The organism is Chryseobacterium sp. CH21, from assembly GCF_004119445.1.
Taxonomy (GTDB): domain Bacteria; phylum Bacteroidota; class Bacteroidia; order Flavobacteriales; family Weeksellaceae; genus Chryseobacterium.
This window is the reverse complement of record NZ_QICI01000034.1, coordinates 72511-96726: the sequence shown is the minus strand read 5'-3', so window position 1 is coordinate 96726 and position 24216 is coordinate 72511. Positions and strand designations below refer to the sequence as shown.

Below are 24216 nucleotides of genomic sequence, written 5' to 3'. Positions count from 1 at the left end.
GTTGAGAACCTGATTTTTTGATCATTCATCCATATTTATCTCTTATTAAATATGAAAAAGATAGGATTGTAATAATTAAAACATCATTGTATGAAACCTACCCGGCAGCTTCGGAGGTTTAAAACAATAGTGAAACAAACTTCCAAGATCCTCCGTTGGTTTAAAACGGAATTGCTTGTAAATTTCAGAGTCCTTCGGAAGTCTCCTGCCTACTTACAACAAACCTCCCGAGAACTCAAGAGGTTTTTTGTAAATATGTTTGTAACCGAATGATTTTCTTACCGTCAATAAAGAATTGATTCCGGCTTATTTCTTAGCATTAAAATTCATATCCTACATCCACAAGATACAATCCATGTCCCGGTGCTGAAGTTCCCGCAGCGTTGCGGTTTTTATCTTCAATCACTTGACGAAGATCTTCCGGCTTCAGTTTTCCGGTTCCAATTTCTACCATCGTTCCGACAATAGCACGAACCATATTTCTGAGAAAACGGTTGGCTGAAACTGTGAATTTCAGTTCTGTTCCATTTTGTTCCCACTCTGCTTTGTACATTTTGCAGATATTGGTTTTGTTATCGGTTTTTAATTTCGCAAAACTGGTAAAATCTTCATATTCAAAAAGAATTTTACAGGCTTCATTCATCGCATTGATATCCAAACTTCTTTTCCAGTGCTGCCATGCAGATTCCTGAGTAAACGGATTTTTTTCCAATGAGATATAATATTCGTAAGTTCTGTACGTCGCATCAAAACGGGCGTGAAAATCATCTTTTACAGGGAAAATTCTTTTAATGGAAATATCAGGCGGAAGAAAACTGTTCAGTCTTCGTACAAGCTGATCATCCAATTCTTTTTCCGTATCAAAATGGGCATATATTTTTTAGCATGAACACCGGTATCCGTTCTTCCTGCTCCTGTAGTTTTTATTTCTTCACGCAAATGGTAGACAGCGCTTTTTCCAGTTCTTCCTGTACAGAAATAGCATCCGGCTGTATCTGATAGCCGAAATAATTCTTTCCGTTGTAAGAAAATTCAATAAAGTATCTCAATGTATTATAATAACTCCACAAAAATACTTTAATTTAACGAAATATTTGTTGAAAAGTCTTTGAGAATATTACACCAAATGCTTATGAAAATTCCTATTTTTGCAATCGTATGAAAAGATGGTACCTTTATCCTTTTTCCCTCGGTTATCATTTGGTAACGGGTATCCGGAACACAATGTATGATCTGGGAGTTTTTAAGTCGACAAAATTCAAGACACCGATAATCAATGTCGGAAACCTTTCTGTGGGCGGAAGCGGCAAGTCACCCATGGTGATGTATCTTGCCCAGTTCTTATCCAAACATTACAGAACCGGAGTACTTTCACGTGGTTACGGAAGGCTTACCAAAGGCTATGAAGTAACGAATTACGAAAGCAACTACAAAATGGTTGGCGATGAAGCGATGCAGCTTTTTGAACGTTTTAAAAACCGTTTCGTAATTGCCGTTTCCGAAGAACGTGTTCCTGGTGCTAAAAAAGTGATTGATGATATGGATCTTGAAGTTCTGGTACTGGATGATGCCATGCAGCACAGAGCCATCAAAGCAGGATTCAATATTCTGATGACTGATTTTAATGATCCTTTTTCAAGGATTACCTTCTTCCTGCCGGAGATCTGAGAGAATCAAGAGCGGGATATAAAAGAGCCAATATCATCATGGTCAGTAAATGTCCTGATGAACTTACGGAGGAAACCAAAAGATATTATATCTCAAGAATAAGACCTTCTTACGGACAGAAAGTATTCTTTTCATCCATCGGCTATGACGAAAATGTCTACGGAAAGGATAAAATGCTTCCGGATAACAACCTGAATTATTACGATATTTTACTGATCACCGGAATTGCCAATCCTAAACCGCTTCTGGAACATCTGGCCAAATTCTCAAAAAGAGTAAAGCATTTAAAATTCAGAGATCATCATAATTTCACGGATGATGATATTAAAAAAATCCTTGCCGAGTATAAAAAACTGGGAGAATATAAACTGATATTAACCACAGAGAAAGACTATGTACGTCTGAAAACTTTTGACTATCTTAGAGAAATTGTTTACTACTGGCCTATCAATGTACTTATTGATAAGAAAGAAGAATTCAACCAAATCATCTTAGATTATGTTAGAAAAAATTAATGAGACTGCAGATTTTATTAAAAATATTATTCAGGAAACTCCTGATTTTGCAGTCGTTTTAGGATCCGGGCTGGGAAAATTACAACATGAAGTAGAACCGATCCATATTTTAGAGTACAAAGACATTCCTCATTTTCCACAAACTACAGTGGCCGGACACACCGGAAAACTGATTTATGGAATCCTGGAAGGGAAAAAAGTACTCATGATGAGCGGACGTTTCCATTATTATGAAGGACATTCTATGGAAACGGTGACTTTCCCCATAAGAGTTTTTCATTTGCTGGGAATTCAAAACCTTATTCTTTCCAATGCATGTGGTGGTGTAAACCCAGCCTACAGCGTTGCAGATATTGTCATTCTGAAAGATCATATCAACATGATGCCTGAGCATCCTTTACGCGGAAAAAATATCGATGAGCTTGGACCACGATTTGTGGATATGAGCGAGCCTTATAACAAAAAAATGATTGCTATTGCAGAACAGGCTGCTGCAGATCAACATATCAAAATTCATCAGGGAGTTTACGTTGCTCTTCAGGGACCAACTTTTGAAACACCGGCCGAATATGGAATGATCAAAGCTATTGGCGGTGATATGGTAGGAATGAGCACCGTTCCCGAAGTTATTGTTGCCAGACATATGGGAATGGATGTTTTCTGTATTTCCGTGATCACAGATCTTGGCGGACCGGATGTGGCTTTTGCCGTTTCTCATGAAGAAGTTTTGAATGCAGCCAATAAAGCAATGCCTAATGTAATTGCCGTTGTCAAAGGCTTGATTAAAAACTACCAATAAATATAACCCTATATTACAATTGAAGCCGTAACATTCCCCTCCCCTGGAGGGGTGGCAAAAATTATTTGAATTTTTGACGGGGTGGTTTACCCGTTCCCACTCTCCTACCTCATAGAATCCATCAATATTATAAATTTTTCCTAATTCCAAAGAAATCAATCTCAGATTGCCATTCATTGTTTAGATTTGTACAAATGAAATTGTACGAGATGAGAAAGTTGATATTACTATTGATGATGGGTATTTTTGGGATAAGCTATTCACAAAAAGTCCCTACTGTCCTTAAAACAGGATTTTCAAAAGAAGCTTTACAGCAGAAACTGCAGGATGAAGATGGAAAAACCATTACCATCAAACAGATTCTGGCTCAGCATAAAGGAAAAGTTTTAGTGATTGATTTCTGGGCCGGATGGTGTAGAGATTGTTTAAATGCACTTCCAAAAGCCAAGGAATTAGAAGAAAATAACAAGAATATAGATTTTGTATTTCTGTCATTGGACCGTTCAAAAGAAGGGTTTGAAAAAAGTCTTGAAAGATTTGATATGAAACACAAAGAAAACTATTGGTTTTCTACAGGATGGAAAAACGATTTCAATAATTATGTAGATCTAAACTGGATTCCAAGATATATGGTGATTGACCAAAAATCTTCTATTGCAAAATATTACGCAATATCTCCCGAAGATCCTGAACTTCAGCAAACCATAGACAAGCTTTTAAAATAATTATTATTTAACCCGAAAGAACATAAAAAACTCATTGAAAACCAAAACTTTCAGTGAGTTTTAAAATTTTATACCCATAACACCATGATCACAAGAGAAGCCACACAAGAGGATTTAGATATCCTATTAGAATTTGAGCAGGGAGTTGTTACTGCCGAAAGACCTTTCAATAGTACATTGATTGCAGGAGAGATACATTATTATGATTTAAAATACCTGATACAATCTCCGGAAGCTACCGTTATTGTTGCTGAAGAGAATAACGAGATCATTGCATCTGGATATGCGCTGATCAAAAAAGCAGCAAAAGATTATTATCAGTTTAAAGAATATGCCTACCTCGGTTTTATGTATGTAAAACCGGAGCACAGAGGAAAAGGAATTAATAAAATGATTACCGATGAACTTATTTCCTGGTCAAAATCAAGAGGAATCAGTGAGGTAAGATTGGATGTCTACGCTCAAAATGAATCTGCCATAAAAGCGTATGAAAAAGCAGGTTTTGAACCTCATCTTCTGACTATGAGAATGAAGGCTTAAAATGCAGGAAGCCGGAAGATGGGAGATGGAAGTTATTAACGCGTTATTAATTACTACTTCATTTTTTATTATTTAGTAAGCAGTCCTTTAATTTCCTATTAACTTCCCTCTTCCAGCTTCTAGCTTCCTTCTATAAATAAAGGAATCCATATCTTTGTATATGGATTTTTCTTTGCCTCTTCGTAAAATTATTCATGTGGACATGGATGCATTCTATGCTTCTGTGGAGCAGCATGATAATCCTACGTTGAAAGGTAAGCCAATAGCCGTAGGCGGGCAACATCGTGGTGTAGTGGCAGCCGCAAGTTATGAAGCCAGAAAATTTGGTGTTCGCTCTGCAATGCCCAGTAAAACAGCCAAAGAAAAATGCCCACATCTTATTTTTGTTCCTCCCCGATTTGCCCGATATAAAGAAATCTCCAAAAAGATCCGGGAAATTTTCTATGAATATACTGATCTGGTAGAACCTTTATCACTCGATGAAGCCTATCTGGATGTTACTGAAAATAAAAAAGGAATGGAATCTGCCAATCTCATCGCTAAAGAAATCCGTCAGAAAATTTTTGAACAAACAGGATTAACGGCTTCAGCAGGAATTTCTGTCAATAAATTTTTAGCCAAAGTAGCTTCCGATATTAATAAACCGAATGGGCAGAAAACCATTCATCCTGATAAAATGGAGCATTTTCTGGAAGAATTACCCGTGGAAAAATTTTATGGTGTGGGAAAAGTTACGGCTAACAAAATGTTTAGTTTAGGGATTTATAAAGGAAAAGATTTAAAAAAGAGATCACTTGAGGATCTTGTAAGGCTTTTTGGAAAATCCGGCCAGCATTATTACAATGTGGTACGTGGGATTCATACATCAGAAGTAAAACCTCATCGGATTCAGAAAAGTGTGGCCGTAGAAAGAACTTTTTTGAGGATCTTCTGGATGAACAGCAGATCAATGAAAAGCTAGAAAGCCTTGCTGAGGAAATTCACCAAAGATTACAGAAAAATAATATTCTCGGAAGAACTTTAACTTTAAAAATAAAATATAAAGATTTCTCTCTTTTCACAAGAAGTATAACCAGGGAAGATTATTTCTCGTCACCCGAACAGTATTATAACACCGGAAAAAAACTTTGGGAACTCCGCCCTTTTGATAAAGCAGTCCGCCTGCTCGGATTGTCTCTTTCTCAACTGAATACGGAAGAAAAAAAGCAGGTTTCCGTTCAACTAAAAATCCCGTTTGAGGAATTCGAAAACGAATAGGTCAGATTTTTTTGCTAACTTGTATGAACCAAATCAGCAAATCTATGAACCCAACCATGATCCAGTTTTTCCACTGGTATTCTGAAGGCGACGGAAAATTGTGGAAAGAAGCCGAAAAACAGGCCGGATATTTAGCAAAACTTGGAATCACTTCTGTATGGTTTCCACCTGCCTACAAAGGAACAAATGGTGGCTATTCTATTGGCTATGATGCCTATGATCTATACGATCTTGGAGAATTTGATCAAAAAGGAACTCTTCCCACTAAATACGGTACAAAAAATGACTATACCAAAGCGATTAAAGCCTTAAAGAAACAAAATATCCAAGTGATTGTAGATATTGTTCTGGGGCATAAAGCGGGAGGTGATGAACTGGAAAAATTCAAAGTGGTAAAAGTAGATGAGGAAAACAGGGAAAAAATAATTTCCGATGTCATCGAAATAGAATCTTATACCAAATTTACTTTTCCTGGAAGAGGAAAAAAATATTCGGATTTTGAATGGAATTTCAACTGTTTCAGTGGTGTAGATTATGCTGAAGGGATGGATTCCCACATTTATAAAATACAGTCAGAATACGGAAATGACTGGGAAGAAATGATTGATGATGAGAAAGGAAACTATGATTATCTGATGTATAATGACATCGAACATCGGAATCCTTTTGTACGGGAAGAACTCAACACTTGGGCAAAATGGTATTTTGATCAGACAGATTTTGACGGAGTAAGATTGGATGCTTTAAAACATATTTCCTTTGATTTTTATAAAGAATGGCTTACGCTGCTTCGTTCCAATTCCGGAAAAAATATTTTTGCGGTAGGAGAATACTGGGCTCCGGGATATCTTCATCTGCTTCAAAAATATATTGAGGTAACGGATGGATGCATGAGTCTCTTTGACAGTTCGTTACAGAATAATTTCCATACAGCTTCCAGAGAAGGCGGTTCTTATGATCTCAGAAGAATTTTTGATGAAACCCTTACTCAGGCAGATCCCATGCATTCTGTAAGCCTGGTAGCCAATCATGATACGCAACCTTTACAGGATCTTGAAGCTCCTGTAGAACCATGGTTCAAACCAATGGCCTATGCGCTTATTTTATTGAGAAAAGACGGTTATCCATGTGTATTTTATCCGGATCTTTATGGCGCTCATTATGTGGATAAAGATAGAGAAGGCAATGATCAGGAAATATTTATGCCCAAAGTAGATGGTATTGAAGAGCTATTAAAAGCAAGGAAAGATCATGCTTACGGTGATCAGCATGATTATTTTGAGGATGCCAATTGTCTCGGCTGGGTGCGTACGGGAGATGATGAACATACAGGATGTGCCGTAGTTCTGAGCAATAAAGATTCTTACAACAAGCCTATGGAAATGGGAACATTGTATGCTGGTAAAAAATTCAAAGATCTGTTGAAACGGTTCAAAGAGAAAGTAATTATTGATGAAAACGGATGGGGAAATTTTCCTGTTCCGGCAGGAAACGTAAGTGTTTGGATCCCTGAATAAGATTAAATTTATTAAAAATAAAAAAACATACATGATTAATCATATATGCTTTGTATCATATCTGAACACTATATTTAACAATAAATATATCTACAATTCCAAACATCGATAGCCCATTCACAGCATTGGCCATCTTCATTGGAAGTACAGCACACTTTACCCCAATTTAAATCTCCGGCTTTTAAACTTTTTAATTCCTGACGGTTTAATTTTTTTACTTTGATTTCTTTGTGCGTTTTCATAATTGTTATTTTTTATGGTTTAGTTATTAAATATACATTAAAAATTACAATTATGACCAAACATTCAACACCAAATACTTGATTTAGTATATAGTTTTCATTATTGAAGATAAATATTGGGAATATGGCGAACCACCCCGTCAAAAATTCAAAGAATTTTTGACACCCCTCCAAGGATGGGAATGTTTACGTCTTCAGTTGGGATATTTGTGAAGATTAGAGAAATTATAGGTTTGATGTATAGTTACATTTTTCGGAGTTCCAGGATTTCTGGTCTTTCGGAGGTATCAGCTATTTTTCCGGTGCGGGCAAATTCAGCCCAAAGTGCTCTCAGCTTTTTACCATTCTCATGAATACGACTCCAGGGAATATTTTTCAGCAGTTCAGAAGATTCCCAGGCAGATTCATTTCCGAAAATTAAGGGAAGATCGATACAATGGGGTGCTCCGATAAGATTCTCTTTCAATTTTGAATGAATTCTGAAGAGATATACAATTCCTCCGGCATCCGCAAGGTTCTGTGCAAACTGTCTTGCCGGATTTCCATAGATCAATGCGGTTGTTTTTTCAACAGTCTTATCCATGATTTTTAAACCCAACCCTTTCCCGAAATATTTATTTAAAGCTTCTGAGGTTTTAAGATAAAATGCCGTTTCATCATTATTTAAACCAATCAGCACATCAAATTTCTGAGCATTTTTTTCCACATTTCCACAGAATCTTCTTCTTTACACAAAGGAAAATGTCCGTATTGAGTTCCAAAAGGCATCGCTGCTTTCAAACCATATTTTATTACGGAAGGCACAAATTCTTTGTAGTCATCCATCATTTTTAAAACATCGGTTTCATCTTTCAGCACTTCTGTCTTTTTCAGAAATTCTGCAGACATTTTCTGCCTTTTATGACGTAATCCCAAAGGAGCACTCTGGATAATCAAGCGCTGGAACAAATCCTCCACTCCTTCCGATATCATTAAATGAGCAATAGCATCACCTCCTGAAGACTGCCCGAGAAGGGTAATATTATTTTTATCACCTCCCAGATCTGCAATGTTGTTTTTGATCCACTTTAATGCTTCAATGATATCCAGCAATCCAAGATTGGCAGGTCTTTTTTCATCACCCCCTAAAAAACCAAATAATCCTAAACGATATGAAACAGTAACAACGATAATATGCTGTTCTTTCACCCATTCGGCAGGATCGGCAGTGACGAGATCGCCGCAGCCTATTTCATGGGAACCTCCGTGAATCCATACTACAACAGGAAGTTTTTCATTTTCAGATATAATTTCAGGACGGGTAACGGATAAATATTGGGTAGATTCATCAGCTTCGAAACTTTCGACAGGTGTTTCTCCAATCATTTTTTCTACAAGCGGACTTAAAGTCTGTGGGCAGACCGGAATTTTTTCCGGAGAAATAATTATGGAAGATACGCAAGCTTCTGCAGCAACTGGTTGTTTAAACCTTTCAGAATAGGCATACCGGATACTTCTGGCTCTGATAATTCCATTTTCTTTTAATGCTAAGATTTTCCCGAATCGGGTTTCGAAAATAGTGGTGTTCAGCTGATTTGGTGTCATCTTTAAAACTGTGAAAACTTTTCTCTTTAAATTTAATTATTTAAACACAAATTCCACAAATAAGGACACAAATATTCACTAATAATTATCGTGTTATTCGTGAAAAAAATTAGTTCAGGATTTTATATTCACTCGGAGAGATCCCTACTTTGGTTTTGAAGAGTCTTGTAAAATGCTGCGGATATTTAAAACCTAAATCATAAGAAATCTCGCTGATTGTTTTTGTCTGATCCAGAATTTGTTCTTTGGCTATCTCTATAAGCTTATTGTGGATAAACTCCTGTGCAGAAATTCCCAGTTCTTTTTTGATCAGATCTCCGAAATAATTGGCAGAAAGATTCAGTTTTTCGGCAAAGTAATTAACCATTGGAAAACCTATATTCTTTGGATTTTCAGATTTCAAATAATCATCTACCAGATTTTCAAATTTCCCGATAACACCTTGGTTGATATGATCTCTTGTAATAAACTGGCGGTCATAAAAACGCATACAGTAATTCAGGAACAGCTCAATATTGTTTACAATTAAAGATTTACTGTGTTTATCAATAGACTGCTCCAGTTCCAGTTTAATATTTTTAAAACAATCCAGTACCACTTCTCTTTCTTTTTCTGAGAGATGGAGTGCTTCATGAACGTCATAAGAGAAAAATGAATAGTCTTTGATATTCTTCCCTAAGTTGGTTCCTTTGATTAAGTCCGGATGGAAAATCAGAGCAAAACCTGCCGGCTGAACAAATCTGTCTTTATTATAAATTCCATAGGTCTGGCCGGGAGCAATAAAAACCAATGTCCCTTCCTGATAATCATAGCTGTGTTTTCCATATTGCATATCACCACACATCACATCTTTCAGAAAAACGGTATAAAAGCCAAACGTTCTTTTATACTGACAAATAGGATCGGATTTGGAAAAATCAATGATACTTACCAATGGATGGAGGGTTTCATGATTCGCCATTTTGTTATATTCTGATACCGTGTTATAGATTTCAACCTCCTGATTTTCCATGAAGTATATTTTTATTGCTATTCAAAATTACCACTTTCATTTGTAACTGAAATGCTGTCTGTAAAATTGGTAAGTAATTCGGTAATCTGTATAAGTTTGGTTTACCAGAAAGTTTCGACTTTTGTACCGTTATGGAAACTTTTAATACCAATATTTTTCCGAAAGGGGAAAAAGCTTCTCCTGATTATTTTTCAGGAGGAACAGCTTGGGTTCATATTCTGAAACCCAATGAAGATAACCTGAACTGCCAGATCGGAAATGTAATTTTCGAAGCGGGATGCAGAAATAACTGGCATTCTCATGGGGGTGGACAGATTTTAATCGTAACTTCAGGAAAAGGATATTATCAGGAAAAAGGAAAACCTGCACAGATTTTAAATCCTGGAGATATTGTTAATATTCCACCAGATGTTATTCACTGGCATGGAGCAGCTCCGGATAGTGAATTTACCCACATTGCCATTAATCCTAATACACAAAACGGGATTGTAGAATGGCTGGAGCCTGTAACGGATGAAGAATATCATAATTTATAAAACTAAATATAAAAAATGAGTACAATCACAGTAAAAGCTTATGGTGCAGAATCTACCACAGCAGATCTGAAAGAAATGAATATTGTAAGAAGAGAAGTCACCTCAAAAGATGTAGAAATTGAAATTCTATACTGCGGGGTATGCCATTCTGATCTTCATACGGTAAGAAACGACTGGGGCGGGTCTTTGTACCCTGTAGTTCCGGGACATGAAATTGTAGGAAGAATTACAAAAGTAGGAAGTGAAGTTTCCAAATTTAAAGTGGGAGATCTTGCGGGTGTAGGATGTATTGTAGACTCTTGCGGACACTGCGACAGCTGTAAGCATGATCTTGAACAATACTGTCTGAACGGTTTCACCGGAACATACAATGGAAAGGATAAACATTTGGGAGGACATACTTTTGGAGGCTATTCTCAAAAGGTTGTAGTGGATTCTCACCACGTTTTAAAAGTACCTGAAAATCTTGACCTTGCAGCCGTAGCACCACTACTTTGTGCAGGTATTACCACATGGTCTCCTTTAAAACACTGGAATGTAGGTCCTGGTTCTAAAGTAGCAGTTGTAGGATTGGGAGGTCTTGGTCATATGGCGATTAAGCTGGCAAAAGGACTGGGCGCTGAAGTTACTTTATTCTCCAGAACTCCGGGAAAAACTGAAGATGCTAAACAATTAGGCGCTGATCATGTTGTGATTTCTACCGATGAAGCCCAAATGGATTCTGTAAAAGGAAAATTCGATGTGATTATTGACACCGTCCCTTATGTACATGATGTCAATCCGTATGTGACTACTTTAAATATCAACGGGACTCATGTTCTGGTAGGATATCTTGGAGGTTTAGAGCCTATTTTAAATACTGTTCCTATGATTATGGGAAGAAAATCTGTAGCAGGTTCAGTAATTGGCGGTATTGCTGAAACTCAGGAATTACTGGATTTCTGCGGAGAGCACAATATTGTTTCAGAAATTGAAATGATCAAAATGCAGGACATCAACGAAGCGTATGAAAGAATGCTGAAAAGTGATGTGAGATACCGTTTCGTTATTGACATGCAGTCTTTATAATTCTTTGATAGAATAATATTAACAGAAACAGGCTCTTCGGATTGAAGAGCCTGTTTTTATTTTTTCAGGTTTTGACTGAAAGCATTCTGATCCTGATTGGTGATATATCGGTCTCCTTCAGTATATTTGATATCATTCCTTTCCATATCCTGAAAAGCCCATGCTGCCATGGCATCAATCACGGGAGCCAGCTCATTACCAGCTTCGCTTAGCTTATAAGTGACGTGAGGCGGTATCACTGGTTTTGCTGTTCTGATGATTAATCCATCTGTTTCGAGCTGTTTCAAATGTTGAATGAGCATTTTCTCTGTTACCGCAGGAATTGCTTTTTTCAATTCGCTGTATCTTTTTTCTCCTGTGGAAAGATTAAACAGGATAATGGGTTTCCAGAATCCTCCGATTCTTTCCATAACGTACATTACAGGACAATCCTGCACTGTCTTTTTATTCTCCTGAATGGTTGAACTTTCTTTGATAGCTGTCATATCTACATACTTTAGGGTAAGTACTTGTATAAAAGTAAGTACAAATATAACTTTGTTCCCAGAAATAAAAAAATATTTATTATGAAAATTATAATCACAGGATCACTAGGAAATGTAGCTAAACCATTAGCACAACAATTAATTGCCGAAGGGCACAATATTACAATTGTAAGCAGCAGCGATGCCAGAAAACAGGATATTGAATCTCTGGGAGCAACGCCAGCCATAGGATCTATTATAGACGTTGATTTTTTAACACAAACATTCGAAGGAGCTGATGCTGTTTTTGTCATGACACCCCCTGCGATCAGTTCCGATAAAATTGTGGAAAACACCACCAATGCAGGAAAAAATTATGCTGAAGCTTTAAAAAAAGCCAATGTAAAAAGAGCTGTAATGCTAAGCAGCGTAGGCGCAGAATCTCCGGTAGAAAATGGCCCTATCGCTGGTCTTCACAATATTGAAAAAATATACAATGAAGTAGAGAATACCTCTTTTTCTTTTTTAAGAGCCGGATATTTTTACAATAATTTTTTCAATGATATTCCTTTAATTCAAAATGCAGGAATTATTGGAGCAAATTATCCTGCAGGTATTGAAGTACCCGTAGTACACCCCAACGATATTGCTAAAGCAGCTGCTGAAGAACTGGTAAAAGATGAAAATACCAACACTATCAGATATATTGTAAGTGACGTAAGAAAAGCTTCTGATTTTGCGAAGGTTCTGGGAACTTCTGTTGATAAACCTGAGCTTCCATGGGTAGAATTCTCTGATGAAGATTCTTTAAACGGAATGCTTCAGGCAGGATTACCTGAAGATATGGCTAAGTTGTATGTTGAAATGGGAAGAGGAATAAGAACCGGTGTTGTACAGAAGGATTTTATTGATCACGGTTCTCCGGTTACAGGAAGGGTTAAGTTAGAAGATTTTGCGAAAGAATTTTCTTCTCAGTTTTAATTTCTTTTGCCTTGAAACAAAAGAAACAAAAGTTCAAGACTGGAATTAAAATGCTAAAAATAATTTTTTTCTCTAAAAATTCTAAACTTGCGCGGATTCACTATTAATTTATTATCAAGTTTAATTCCCACGCTTCAAACAGTAGAATTTTCTTAACGTTCACAAAATTTATTTTTTAACGCTTTCAATTCCTAAGTCAGTCATAAAAAAAGTTTCGGCGCACCTTTGGTGCGCCGAAACTTTTTTTATATTATTATCTTTTAATCTTCAGATTATTTTTTCTCTTTCAAAGTTTCTTTTAAGACTTTCAGTTTTCCATCAATTGGCTGATCGATTTTTAATCCTAAAACCTCAGCAACCAAAGGATAAACATTGATGTTGGCAAATTCATCAATTACCAGATTGTTTTTAAATTCCGGCCCCCAAGCAAAGAAAGTGGCTTTCATTTCAGGAACTATTTTAGGGTTGTAACCATGTTTTCCCACTGATGATTTTTTACCTTTTTCCAGAAAAATTTTCGGTGCTTTCGGGATCAGAAGAATCTGTCCTATTCTGTTGTACTGATCATCTCTTGTTGCAAAATGCAGGTATTTAGGAAGTTTTTTATCCAAATATACTTCGTAATCATCCGTTTTATTAGCTTTTAGTTGTTTGTAAACCGCCTTTACCTCATCAGAATTTTTAACGTAAACTCTCAGTAAAGTCTGAGAATTGTAAAAATCAAATCTGTTTTTATCGAAAAGAAGAGCCGGGATTTCCAAAGGTGTACCTCCATCTACTTTGATCATTCCGTGATCGGAAACAAAAATAAAGTTGACATTTTTTAATCCTAAATCATTTATTTTCTGAACAAGATCACCAATTGCCTGATCTATCAAATGAACAGCAGTTTCAGTTTCTTTAGCATCAGGACCAAAATGGTGCCCGCTTCCGTCTACTTCCGGAAAATATAATGAAATAAAATGTGGTCTTTTATCTTCCGGTAGTTTCAGCCAGTTGACTACTTTCTCTACTTTTTCGGAAGGGGTAAATTTTTCGTGATAAGGATAATAATAAGTAGGTCTCATTCCTCCGGCATCACTTGCAGATCCTACCCACATTAAAGAGGCTGATACCATTCCTTGTTTTTCGGCAAGTCCCCAAAGTGGGGTTCCTCCATACCAGCTTCCGTCCTCAGCATTTTTTTTGCTGCTCATTGCGTAGTTTTCCTTTCTCTTGTAATCATAGAAAAAGTTATCTATCAAACCATGATGAGAAGGATAAAGTCCGGTGATTAAGCTCCAGTGATTGGGGAAAGTAATACTTGGATAGCTTGGAATCATTGCTTCTGCCTTTACACCGCCATTGGCCAGTTTCAAAAGGTTTTCAGCATTATATTTCTGAGCATAATCATAACGGAAACCATCCGTTGATATCATGATCACATAAGGTTTTGACTGTGCTTCCGTACTGTTTTGCCTTCCTGGTATAACGACCTGAGCAGTATCTGCACTAGTATGTTGTGCAAAAGCTGTAAAGGAAATTAACAACAGTAAAAAATGGATTCCTCGCTTCATTATTTAAAAATTTTCGGCAAAGTTACATCCTATACTTCTCCCTGAAAAGTTTAAGAGATTAAAAGTATATTAAAACCCTCTTATTTTTTTTAATCAAAATTATTCCCTGTTAAATAGGTCTTTTCATTTCAAATTGTGAGAGCCAATTAGTCAGTCCTATTTTTTCACTCAGAAATTTACTGAGTTCTTCTGAGGAATCATCTACATTGTTCAATATTACAGCTTCTCCCCCATTGCTTTCCAGAATAGCATTGAAAAGCATTGTTCCTATTCCTTGATTTCTATAGTTCTTATCTACAGCAATCTGATATATTTTTCTAGAAACAGGGCCGTAAACAATATATCCTACCCATCTTTCTCCGTCATAAGCTCCTAAAGTGATATAGTTTTCCGGCATAGGTTCCAATACGAAAACAGATCCCTGCCATGAAGGTTCAATATCCCAGAAAGAACATAGCAATTCCCACTGAAAGGTTTTCATGTCTTTTATGGATATTTCAGCATTTCCATTTCCTTTTTTAATATTCCCTCTAAAGCAAAGCAATCTTCGGACAATTGCAAATCCTAAATTTTCATAAGCCCTGATGGCATTTTGATTTCCCTCAATAACCTCGAGCAATAATATATCTGCATTTCTTTCTTTTAAAACAGGAATGATAAAATCATACATTCTTCTTACCAGACCCTTTCCTCTACTTTCCGGAACTACTCCTGTTCCTCCATTATAGATAATCTTTTTACCATTTTCAATTTTTTCAGACTGAAGTATAAAGCCTACTAATTTTCCAGCTTCAAATGCTCCGGCAGAAATGTTCATATCCAGCTTCTCAGCCGCTATTTTTGAGATAAGTACTTCTTTGGTAAGATGAAAGGGAATTACGTAATCAGAAAACGAATGATTGAACACTGATAAAAGTTCATCTATTGTGATATTGGTTAAAGTTTTAAATTCCATCAATTGTAAAAATTATAAGGTCAGGAAACTACCTTTTGTTAAGAATCAGGATCTAAACAAATATATGAATTTTAAAGCAATCTCCCTGAAATCGGGACTTTAAGAAAAAATGATACCCCTGAAAAATCAGAGGTATTCATTACTAAATATTTAAGGTATTAAAAAAAATTATTCTTTAATCAGCTTTTCATAAGAAGTGCTTCCATCTTTAAGCTGGATTTCAAGATAATAGCTTCCAGTTTTCAAATTTTCAACACTAATGCTTTCTCCCTCCGGTTTTACAGATAATACTTTTCGGCCTGTTGCCTCATAGATATCAACAGATCTTATCTTATCGAAGTTTTTGAAACTAACAGTTGATTTGGCAGGATTTGGGTAAAGGTTTACCTTCTTGCTATTAGCGGCAATTTCGTTGGTAGATAAAGTAGCGGTTGCCATCGTTAATGAAGCATATCCCCTACCAGCATCATGGTATCCTAAAGAAGTTCCTCCACTCTTACGGGAATAAAAAATATTAATTGTTCCTGCTGCATTGGCAATTGCAAAATCCCCTGCTCCTCCCGAAAGTGATCTTGTTGCCACCACAGTTCTTGTAGATCCGGATATGGTATTTGAAGTTTCAGTCCAGTCCTGAGCGGCATCAGCTGAAGGAGTATTAGGAACTCCGCTGAAAGAATAGTCTCTGTTGGCAGAAGAATTATAAATAAAACCGTCTGCACCAGCTGCCATTCCTGTGGTTCCAAAACCTATTCCCAACATAGAGTTGCTGTCACCTGTAACCGTCATCGTTACTCCGGTAGGAGTTGTGTCTAATTTCACCGTCATTGCTGTATTGGGTAGGTTTACAGTGCCTGACGAAAACTGTGCCCATGCAAAATTAGCTAGAGCTAAACTAAGTGTTAGTAAAGTTTTTTTCATATCAATTTTTTAAAAGGTTAATAATTTCTTTATTATTGGTTTGTAATGCATATTCAAAAGGAGTCATTCCCATTGAATCTTTTTTTGTTTTATCCGCTTTGTATTTGAGCAGTTGTTCTACCAGGTCTTTATTTCCTGATTTTACAGCCCAGAATAAAGGAGTATATCCTGTCTCGTCTGCAATATTCGGATCTGCTTTTTTCTTTAACAGATGTTCTACCAGGTCTTTGTTGTATTTAATGGCAAGACCGGCTAATGCTGTTCCTTCACGGCTTTTATAATTTACATCTTTTACATTGTCAATCAGAAAATCTGCAACAGCTGTATTTCCTCTGTAACATGCTAAAATAAGGGGTGAAAATCCGTTCTCATTAGTTTGGTTAATGATATCAGGATTTTGTTTCATCAATTCCTGTACTTCCGTTACAGTTCCACTTCTGGCAATATCAAATATTGATTTTGTTTTGTCCTGAGCAGCCATCCATGAGCTCAGGAATAGTCCTAATATTAAGATTATAGGTCTCATTGTTTTACCATTACATAGTTGTACTCGATATTGACATTTTCTGCAACTTTTTTAGTAACCATTTTAGGAATGGTCACTTTATAATCTACAGGTCTGGCCACAAACCCGCCCTGCATATAGATCTTACCATCTTTTGCATATAAAGTAGCAGCAGAGGTAACAGCTTTGTCTACCCCGTGAAAGTTCAAAGTTCCCTGAACTGTATATTTCTGAGGATTTGCGGTAAGCTTTGTCTTATCAAAGTTTACGATCTTTCCTTTGAACGTTGTTTTCGGGTATTTTGCAGATTCAGCATAACTTTCATTGAAATGCTCTTCCATTAATTTTGTTTTAAAATGAAAGTTCTTAACGGTTGAAACGGATGCCATTTCACCATTGTCTGCATTGAGAATGACAACATTATTATCATCCTGAGCAAAAATATCATCAAACAGAGGAACCGAAGCTTCAAAAGTCACTTTCCCTGTTTTAGAGCTATATTTTTGTGCTGAAACGTACCCCGCAGAAAGAAGTAATACGCTTAATAATACTAATTTTTTCATATCAATTTTTTAATTTTCATTTAATCCGTCAGCTTTCCATTTGATGAAAATATTGATCTGAGCTGAAGACAAAGATCCCCCCTGCGGCATTTTCCCGGGATCTCCATTAGGTCTTTGGATACGGTCCAGAATTCCGTCTATATTATTTTTTACCTGATCATAGGTAACTAAAGGTTTAAAACTTCCTGCGGAATGACAGCCTATACAGCTGTTATCTACAATTGGTTTTACATCAGCAGTATATTTTACAGGTACAGTGATGGGTGTATTGTCAGAAATCTCTTCGTAAGTTCTGCTGTCACAAGCCATCAGTATGATTGCTGATGACAATATCAATAAGGATGTTCGCTTTTTCATCTTAAAAAACTCTATAAAGATTAAACCCAAAGAAAATATGTCCCTTTCCCCATCTTCCGGTAGCATTGGTAAGATATCCGATATCTGAATTTATCTGGGAGTTCGTCAATAAAAGCTGGAAAACATGTCCCCCGGTTTCTATATCTACCCCTAATGATAAAGGGTTTTTATAAAAACTGTGATCGTCGAAATTCACAAAGTATTCTGCATTCACAGAAACTCTTTTTGAGATTTTGTAGCGTCCTCCCAAACCTGTCAAAAATTGATTTTTGTTTTCAATGGTAGGTTCGTAAAGGTTTTTATGAACAAAGGAAGGCGTAAGCTGCAATGAAAGTTTATCACTGAATCTTCTTGAGATCAGTGCCTGTGTAAGATAAGAAAGTCTGTCACTGAATTTTAAGTATGGATAAGTATCTTTATCCAATTCCGTATTGGCCCCCATTACATTGTACCCCACAATATCCACCGGAAAGTTTTCACTCTGCTTTACCAGCTTGTATTTCACGGCCCCTTCAAACGTTTTCATATTTGTTTCTCTGGAAAGGCTTACAGATACAGCATCTGAAATACCATAGATAACACCTAATTTGGTGGAAGCATGATCCAGACCAAAAAAGTCTTTAAATCCTGCGCTTATATCTCCAAATCTATGGGCAACAATAATGTACCATTCTTTTTTGGCGGCGAGTTTTGTAGATTGTCCCGTAACAATCTGAAGCGCTTTGAAGGCGGGTTGTGAGGTTTCTGAATTGGTTTTAACAGTGTCAATATCTTTCAACAGATCTTCCTGTGCAAAGACAAGACCTGAAGAAAATACTGACAAAAATAAGAGAGTTTTTGTCATATACAATTTGATTTAAATTATGATATAACAAACTTATCGAGTTCTCAATTCAAAAATAGGTGATAAAAGTCACCACTCAAATTGTTTTTATCAATGATAGAAATAAACAATCCAAACAAATAAAATTAGATCATCCTAACATTTTCATTTACAGTAACTTTTATTCCTTCTTTAGTCTGAACAATTTCACCTTCACTTTCAATTTTTTTCAAAACTCGGCTCACAACTTCTCTTGAAGTTCCCAAACTGTTGGCAATTTCACGATGCGTGATCTTAATAGGATTACTTCCTGTGGATGAAATCTGTTGTTTAATATAATTCAGAACTCTCTTGTCCAGCTTGTGAAAAACGGCATCATTAACCATATTCATGACTTCTGAAAATCTACGGTCATACTCATTGTAAAACAGTTTATTGATTTCCGGAAATCTGATGAGCCATTCGTGCATGATAGAAACAGGAATAAGAATAGCTTCGGAATCTTCTTCTGCAATGGCATATACCCTGCTGATATAATCTGTGAGAATGGACGAAAAGGTCATCAGACAGCTGTCTTTAGGCTTAATGTAATAGTAGATGAGTTCTCTTCCGTCATTAAGGGTAAAAACCTTGATAGATCCTTTTATTAAGAAAGGTACAAACTTATTTTTCTGCCCTTCTCTAATGATTTCGGTTTTTGCTTTTATATCAATAGCAACAGCATGCTTTTCCAGCTCAGATAAAAAATCGGCCCCTAAAAAGCCAAATTTATTTACAGCGAACGAGTTATCAATCATATCTTATATTTTCTGCTTTTTCTTAAACAAAGATATAAAATTGATATATCGTTATCATACAATTTTATTTTATTAAAGAAAATTAACAATTACACCTCTTCATCTACTGAATTTAGTTCATAAAAAATGCCCTGGGAAAAACCCAGGGCACTCTTATTTTATTGTAAAAAAAATCTTACGCTTGAACGTTGTTTCCTCCTAATACGAAAGGCTCAACTTCTTTGATTTCTCCGAACTGCTGCTCGTAGTTAGCGATGTTCTGCTGAAGAGCGCTTAATACTCTTTTAGCGTGAAGTGGAGCAAGAATTACTCTTGATCTTACTTTAGCTTGCTGAACACCTGGCATCAACTGAATAAAGTCTACTACAAATTCAGATGGAGAGTGGTTTACCAATGCTAGGTTAGCATAGATACCAGCAGCTACCATTTCGTTTAATTCGATGTTGATGTTTCCGTCTTGTGGATTTTGATTGTTGTCCATTGTTATAAATTATGTTTTTAAAATTCGAAATTTGAGATTGTGAAAATATAAAAATAATTTCAAATCCCAAATTTCAAATCATTAATTTTAGTTAAGGTCTTCGAATTCTTTCTTAGAACCTACAATAACGTTCTGATACTCTTTAAGACCTGTACCTGCAGGGATTCTGTGACCTACAATTACATTTTCTTTAAGACCGTTAAGATCGTCTATCTTACCAGCAACTGCTGCTTCGTTAAGAACCTTAGTTGTTTCCTGGAATGATGCTGCAGACATGAATGACTTCGTCTGAAGGGCTGCTCTTGTAATACCTTGTAGTACAGGAGTTGCCGTAGCAGGAAGAGCTTCTCTTACTTCTACCAGACCTAAATCTTCACGTTTCAACTTAGAGTTTTCGTCTCTTAATTCTCTTGCTGTAATCATCTGACCTGGTTTGAATTCTTTAGAATCACCAGCTTCTACTACTACTTTAAGACCGAATACTCTGTTGTTTTCTTCTAAGAAGTCATACTTGTGCTCAAGAGCTCCTTCAAGGAATTGAGTATCACCTCCATCTACGATAGATACTTTCGTCATCATCTGTCTAACGATAATTTCGAAATGCTTATCGTCGATTTTTACCCCTTGTAGACGGTAAACTTCCTGAATCTCATTTACTAAGTACTCCTGAACGGCAGTTGGACCTTTAATTCTTAGGATATCTTCCGGTGTGATAGAACCGTCAGAAAGTGGAGAACCTGCTCTTACGAAGTCATTCTCCTGAACAAGAATCTGGTTAGAAAGTTTTACCAAGTAAATTTTTCTTTCTCCAGTTTTAGCCTCAACAATAAGTTCACGGTTACCTCTCTTGATTTTTCCGTAAGAAACTACCCCGTCGATTTCAGTAACAACCGCTGGGTTTGAAGGGTTTCTTGCTTCGAATAATTCGGTAACTCTCGGAAGACCTCCGGTGATATCCCCTGCTTTTGCAGATTTTCTTGGGATTTTGATTAGGACTTTACCAGCCTTAATTTTTTCACCATCGTTTACCATTAAGTGGGCTCCTACCGGTAAGTTGTAAGCTTTTTGCTCAACTCCTTTAGAGTCTACCACTTTCAAGGTAGGTACGGCTTTCTTATTTCTAGATTCTGAGATTACTTTCTCTTCGAATCCTGTTTGTTCGTCAATTTCAAGTTGGAATGAAATACCCTGGATGATATCCTCGTATTCTACCTTACCTGAAGTTTCAGCAATGATAACTGCGTTATACGGATCCCATCTACAGATTGTATCTCCTTTCTTCACTTTATCACCTGGTTTTACAGATAATATAGATCCGTAAGGTACGTTAGCTACCATTAATGGAGTTCTGGACTCATTATCAGCAACTAATCTGAATTCTGTTGAACGAGAAACCACTACTTCAGCAGTATTACCGTTTTCATCTTCAGAAGTAATAGTTCTTACTTCATCCATTTCAACGATACCATCTCTTCTTGCCACGATAGATGGGTTTTCTGATACGTTTCCTGCAGTACCCCCTTGGTGGAAAGTTCTCAACGTAAGCTGAGTACCTGGCTCCCCAATTGACTGTGCTGCAATTACACCTACCGCTTCACCCATGTGGATCACTTTACCTGTTGCTAAGTTTCTACCGTAACATTTCGCACAGATACCTTTCTTAGCTTCACAAGTTAATGGTGAACGAACCTCCACTGCTTCTAATCCAGCTTCTTCAATTCTCTTCGCCAATGATTCAATGATCACCTGATCTGCACTTGCAATAAGCTCGTCAGTTTCAGGATCGTAGATATTATGTAGAGATACTCTACCTAAGATTCTTTCAGAGATTTTTTCAACGATCTCATCATTTTTCTTAAGTGCAGTAACTTCTGTACCTCTTAAAGTTCCACAGTCATCTTCTGTAACGATAACGTCCTGTGCAACGTCTACTAATCTTCTCGTTAAGTAACCAGCATCGGCTGTCTTAAGAGCGGTATCCGCAAGACCTTTACGAGCACCGTGGGTAGAGATAAAGTACTCTAGAATCGAAAGACCTTCCTTAAAGTTGGCAAGGATCGGGTTTTCGATGATCTCCGCTCCGGTAGAACCAGCTTTCTGCGGTTTTGCCATCAAACCTCTCATCCCTGATAACTGACGGATCTGTTCTTTAGACCCCCTCGCTCCAGAATCAAGCATCATGTATACAGAGTTGAAACCACCTTGGTCAGTTTTCATTCTGCTCATGATCATTTCAGTTAATCCAGCGTTGGTATTTGTCCAAACGTCGATTACCTGGTTATAACGTTCTGTATCGGTAATTAGACCCATGTTATAGTTGGCTCTAATCTCGTCTACAGTTTCAATTGATTGTGCAATCATCTGCTTTTTCTCAACAGGAACTACAATATCCCCTAGTGAGAAAGAAAGACCTCCTTTGAATGCGTTTGAATATCCTAAGTCTTTCATTGCATCAAGGAACTTCACAGTGGTAGGGAAATCTGTATCAGCAAGGATCTTACCGATAACGTTTCTCAATGATTTCTTCGTAAGAAGTTCATTGATATATCCTACCTGCTTAGGTACAATCTGGTTGAATAGAATTCTACCTACGGAAGTTTCGATCAATCTTGTAACGATTTCTCCTTCTTCTTTGATCGGTAGTCTACATCTTACTTTAGCATTTAAAGATACTCTACCTTCAGCATAAGCAATTTCTGCTTCTTCAGGAGAATAGAATGCAAGACCTTCTCCTTTTACTTTCATAGTCTCTGTAGAGCTTAATTCTTTGGTCATGAAATAAAGACCAAGAACCATGTCCTGAGATGGTACTGTAATTGGAGAACCGTTTGCAGGGTTCAAGATGTTTTGAGAACCTAACATCAATAACTGAGCTTCAAGGATTGCCTCTGGTCCTAGTGGCAAGTGTACCGCCATCTGGTCACCATCGAAATCGGCGTTGAAGGCCGTTGTTACTAACGGGTGTAGCTGGATTGCCTTACCTTCGATCATCTTAGGTTGGAAAGCCTGAATACCCAATCTGTGAAGCGTAGGTGCTCTGTTCAGTAGAACAGGGTGACCTTTCATCACGTTTTCAAGGATATCATAAACTACTGGTTCTTTTCTGTCGATAATTCTCTTTGCAGATTTTACTGTTTTTACAATACCTCTTTCAATTAGTTTTCTAATGATGAATGGTTTGTAAAGTTCAGCTGCCATATCTTTAGGAATACCACATTCGTGAAGCTGTAAGTTTGGACCTACAACAATTACCGAACGCGCAGAGTAGTCAACCCTTTTTCCTAGTAGGTTCTGACGGAAACGACCTTGCTTACCTTTCAATGAATCAGAAAGTGATTTCAATGGTCTGTTTGATTCAGATTTTACTGCAGAAGATTTTCTTGTGTTATCGAATAATGAATCTACTGATTCCTGAAGCATACGCTTCTCGTTTCTTAAGATTACTTCAGGAGCTTTGATCTCCAATAATCTCTTCAAACGGTTATTTCTGATGATAACTCTTCTATAAAGGTCATTCAAGTCAGAAGTAGCGAAACGTCCTCCATCCAATGGAACCAATGGTCTTAGTTCTGGTGGGATAACAGGAAGTACACGCATGATCATCCACTCTGGTCTGTTGATCATTCTTGTATTAGCACCTCTTAATGCTTCTACAACGTTCAATCTCTTAAGAGCTTCTGTTCTTCTTTGTTTTGAACCTTCGTTGTGAGCTTTGTGTCTCAAGTCGAAAGACAATGCATCAAGATCAATTCTTTTTAATAGATCTTCTACAGCTTCAGCACCCATTCTGGCGATGAATTTGTTTGGATCAGAATCATCAAGATACTGGTTTTCTACAGGAAGAGTTTCCATGATATCAAGGTATTCTTCTTCTGTAAGGAATTCCATATTTTCAAAATCAGAACCGTCTAATTTTTTAGCAATACCCTGCTGAATCACTACATATCTTTCGTAGTAGATGATCATGTCTAATTTCTTAGAAGGAATTCCTAAAAGGTATCCGATTTTGTTTGGTAATGAACGGAAATACCAGATGTGTGCAATTGGAACTACAAGGTTGATGTGCCCGATTCTCTCTCTTCTTACTTTTTTCTCAGTAACTTCTACTCCACAACGGTCACAAACGATCCCTTTGTAACGAATTCTCTTGTATTTACCACAAGCACATTCGTAATCCTTTACAGGACCAAAGATTTTCTCACAAAATAGCCCGTCTCTTTCAGGCTTGTGAGTTCTGTAGTTAATAGTTTCCGGCTTTAAAACCTCCCCTCTAGAGTCCTGTAAAATGGACTCCGGTGAAGCTAAACCGATGGTTATTTTATTAAATCTACTTGATTTATTTTTATTTGACAT

General features: G+C 36.9%; 22 protein-coding genes and 3 pseudogenes. 9 read left to right on the top strand and 16 right to left on the bottom strand.

Annotated features, from left to right (window positions below; translation table 11 throughout):
- Positions 1 to 319: 319 nt before the first annotated feature.
- Positions 320 to 1049: pseudogene (gene truA, locus BOQ62_RS05820) on the bottom strand (tRNA pseudouridine(38-40) synthase TruA).
- 109 nt (positions 1050 to 1158) lie between these two features.
- On the opposite strand from truA, the pseudogene lpxK reads away from it, so the two are divergent.
- The 6 genes and pseudogenes from lpxK (at position 1159) to BOQ62_RS05790 (ending at position 7021) form a co-directional block, all read left to right on the top strand.
- A pseudogene (gene lpxK, locus BOQ62_RS05815) lies at positions 1159 to 2183 on the top strand (tetraacyldisaccharide 4'-kinase).
- A complete protein-coding gene (locus BOQ62_RS05810) occupies positions 2167 to 2982 on the top strand; it encodes a purine-nucleoside phosphorylase (RefSeq protein ID WP_129037861.1) in 816 nt (271 codons plus the stop codon). Before lpxK ends, BOQ62_RS05810 begins: the two are co-directional and overlap by 17 nt.
- 209 nt (positions 2983 to 3191) lie before the next feature.
- Positions 3192 to 3707, top strand: a complete 516-nt coding sequence (locus tag BOQ62_RS05805) for a TlpA family protein disulfide reductase (RefSeq protein ID WP_129037859.1) — start codon at positions 3192 to 3194, stop codon at positions 3705 to 3707.
- Between the two features lie 84 nt (positions 3708 to 3791).
- The gene (locus tag BOQ62_RS05800) at positions 3792 to 4247 is read left to right on the top strand and encodes a GNAT family N-acetyltransferase (RefSeq protein WP_129037857.1); all 456 of its coding nucleotides are present in this window, start codon (positions 3792 to 3794) and stop codon (positions 4245 to 4247) included.
- 160 nt (positions 4248 to 4407) lie between these two features.
- Positions 4408 to 5504: pseudogene (gene dinB / locus BOQ62_RS05795) on the top strand (DNA polymerase IV).
- A gap of 23 nt (positions 5505 to 5527) precedes the next feature.
- Positions 5528 to 7021 (top strand): alpha-amylase, encoded by a 1494-nt coding sequence (locus BOQ62_RS05790; protein WP_228413742.1) that lies wholly within the window; start codon positions 5528 to 5530, stop codon positions 7019 to 7021.
- 74 nt (positions 7022 to 7095) lie between these two features.
- On the opposite strand, the gene BOQ62_RS22390 is transcribed toward BOQ62_RS05790, so the two are convergent.
- From BOQ62_RS22390 to BOQ62_RS05780, 4 genes are all read right to left on the bottom strand, one after another.
- Positions 7096 to 7263, bottom strand: a complete 168-nt coding sequence (locus BOQ62_RS22390) for a hypothetical protein (protein ID WP_164976690.1) — start codon at positions 7261 to 7263, stop codon at positions 7096 to 7098.
- 244 nt (positions 7264 to 7507) lie between these two features.
- The gene (locus BOQ62_RS22985) at positions 7508 to 7969 is read right to left on the bottom strand and encodes a carboxylesterase family protein (protein WP_228413741.1); all 462 of its coding nucleotides are present in this window, start codon (positions 7967 to 7969) and stop codon (positions 7508 to 7510) included.
- A complete protein-coding gene (locus tag BOQ62_RS05785; protein WP_228413740.1) occupies positions 7936 to 8847 on the bottom strand; it encodes a carboxylesterase family protein in 912 nt (303 codons plus the stop codon). The genes BOQ62_RS22985 and BOQ62_RS05785 overlap by 34 nt, the downstream gene beginning before the upstream one ends.
- Positions 8848 to 8956: 109 nt before the next feature.
- Positions 8957 to 9859, bottom strand: coding sequence for a helix-turn-helix domain-containing protein (locus BOQ62_RS05780; protein WP_129037855.1), 903 nt, complete (start codon positions 9857 to 9859; stop codon positions 8957 to 8959).
- Between the two features lie 131 nt (positions 9860 to 9990).
- On the opposite strand from BOQ62_RS05780, the gene BOQ62_RS05775 reads away from it, so the two are divergent.
- Positions 9991 to 10395, top strand: a complete 405-nt coding sequence (locus BOQ62_RS05775) for a cupin domain-containing protein (protein ID WP_129037853.1) — start codon at positions 9991 to 9993, stop codon at positions 10393 to 10395.
- 15 nt (positions 10396 to 10410) lie between these two features.
- Positions 10411 to 11463 (top strand): NAD(P)-dependent alcohol dehydrogenase, encoded by a 1053-nt coding sequence (locus BOQ62_RS05770; RefSeq protein WP_129037852.1) that lies wholly within the window; start codon positions 10411 to 10413, stop codon positions 11461 to 11463.
- Positions 11464 to 11519: 56 nt separating this feature from the next.
- Here the strand turns inward: BOQ62_RS05770 and BOQ62_RS05765 are convergent, their stop codons facing one another.
- A complete protein-coding gene (locus tag BOQ62_RS05765) occupies positions 11520 to 11948 on the bottom strand; it encodes a winged helix-turn-helix transcriptional regulator (RefSeq protein WP_129037850.1) in 429 nt (142 codons plus the stop codon).
- 81 nt (positions 11949 to 12029) lie between these two features.
- Here BOQ62_RS05765 and BOQ62_RS05760 point away from each other — a divergent pair, with 81 nt between their 5' ends.
- Positions 12030 to 12908 (top strand): NAD(P)H-binding protein, encoded by an 879-nt coding sequence (locus tag BOQ62_RS05760; protein ID WP_129037848.1) that lies wholly within the window; start codon positions 12030 to 12032, stop codon positions 12906 to 12908.
- 272 nt (positions 12909 to 13180) lie between these two features.
- On the opposite strand, the gene BOQ62_RS05755 is transcribed toward BOQ62_RS05760, so the two are convergent.
- The 10 genes from BOQ62_RS05755 to rpoC form a co-directional block, all read right to left on the bottom strand.
- Positions 13181 to 14464 carry an ectonucleotide pyrophosphatase/phosphodiesterase gene (locus BOQ62_RS05755; protein ID WP_129037846.1) on the bottom strand — a complete coding sequence of 428 codons (1284 nt, stop codon included), beginning with the start codon at positions 14462 to 14464 and terminating at the stop codon, positions 13181 to 13183.
- A 109-nt stretch (positions 14465 to 14573) separates the two neighbouring features.
- Positions 14574 to 15419 (bottom strand): GNAT family N-acetyltransferase, encoded by an 846-nt coding sequence (locus BOQ62_RS05750; RefSeq protein ID WP_129037844.1) that lies wholly within the window; start codon positions 15417 to 15419, stop codon positions 14574 to 14576.
- Between the two features lie 168 nt (positions 15420 to 15587).
- Complete coding sequence (locus tag BOQ62_RS05745; protein ID WP_129037842.1) at positions 15588 to 16337, bottom strand: DOMON domain-containing protein; 750 nt, start codon at positions 16335 to 16337, stop codon at positions 15588 to 15590.
- A 1-nt stretch (position 16338) separates the two neighbouring features.
- The gene (locus BOQ62_RS05740) at positions 16339 to 16863 is read right to left on the bottom strand and encodes an ankyrin repeat domain-containing protein (RefSeq protein WP_129037840.1); all 525 of its coding nucleotides are present in this window, start codon (positions 16861 to 16863) and stop codon (positions 16339 to 16341) included.
- Positions 16860 to 17405, bottom strand: coding sequence for a YceI family protein (locus BOQ62_RS05735; protein WP_129037839.1), 546 nt, complete (start codon positions 17403 to 17405; stop codon positions 16860 to 16862). The genes BOQ62_RS05740 and BOQ62_RS05735 overlap by 4 nt, the downstream gene beginning before the upstream one ends.
- Positions 17406 to 17414: 9 nt before the next feature.
- Positions 17415 to 17762, bottom strand: coding sequence for a hypothetical protein (locus tag BOQ62_RS05730; RefSeq protein ID WP_228413737.1), 348 nt, complete (start codon positions 17760 to 17762; stop codon positions 17415 to 17417).
- 1 nt (position 17763) lies between these two features.
- Positions 17764 to 18606 (bottom strand): DUF5777 family beta-barrel protein, encoded by an 843-nt coding sequence (locus BOQ62_RS05725; protein WP_129037835.1) that lies wholly within the window; start codon positions 18604 to 18606, stop codon positions 17764 to 17766.
- 125 nt (positions 18607 to 18731) lie between these two features.
- The gene (locus BOQ62_RS05720; protein WP_129037833.1) at positions 18732 to 19382 is read right to left on the bottom strand and encodes a Crp/Fnr family transcriptional regulator; all 651 of its coding nucleotides are present in this window, start codon (positions 19380 to 19382) and stop codon (positions 18732 to 18734) included.
- A gap of 175 nt (positions 19383 to 19557) precedes the next feature.
- The gene (locus tag BOQ62_RS05715; protein WP_027375539.1) at positions 19558 to 19863 is read right to left on the bottom strand and encodes a DUF3467 domain-containing protein; all 306 of its coding nucleotides are present in this window, start codon (positions 19861 to 19863) and stop codon (positions 19558 to 19560) included.
- An 87-nt stretch (positions 19864 to 19950) separates the two neighbouring features.
- Positions 19951 to 24216 carry a DNA-directed RNA polymerase subunit beta' gene (rpoC, locus tag BOQ62_RS05710; protein WP_129037831.1) on the bottom strand — a complete coding sequence of 1422 codons (4266 nt, stop codon included), beginning with the start codon at positions 24214 to 24216 and terminating at the stop codon, positions 19951 to 19953.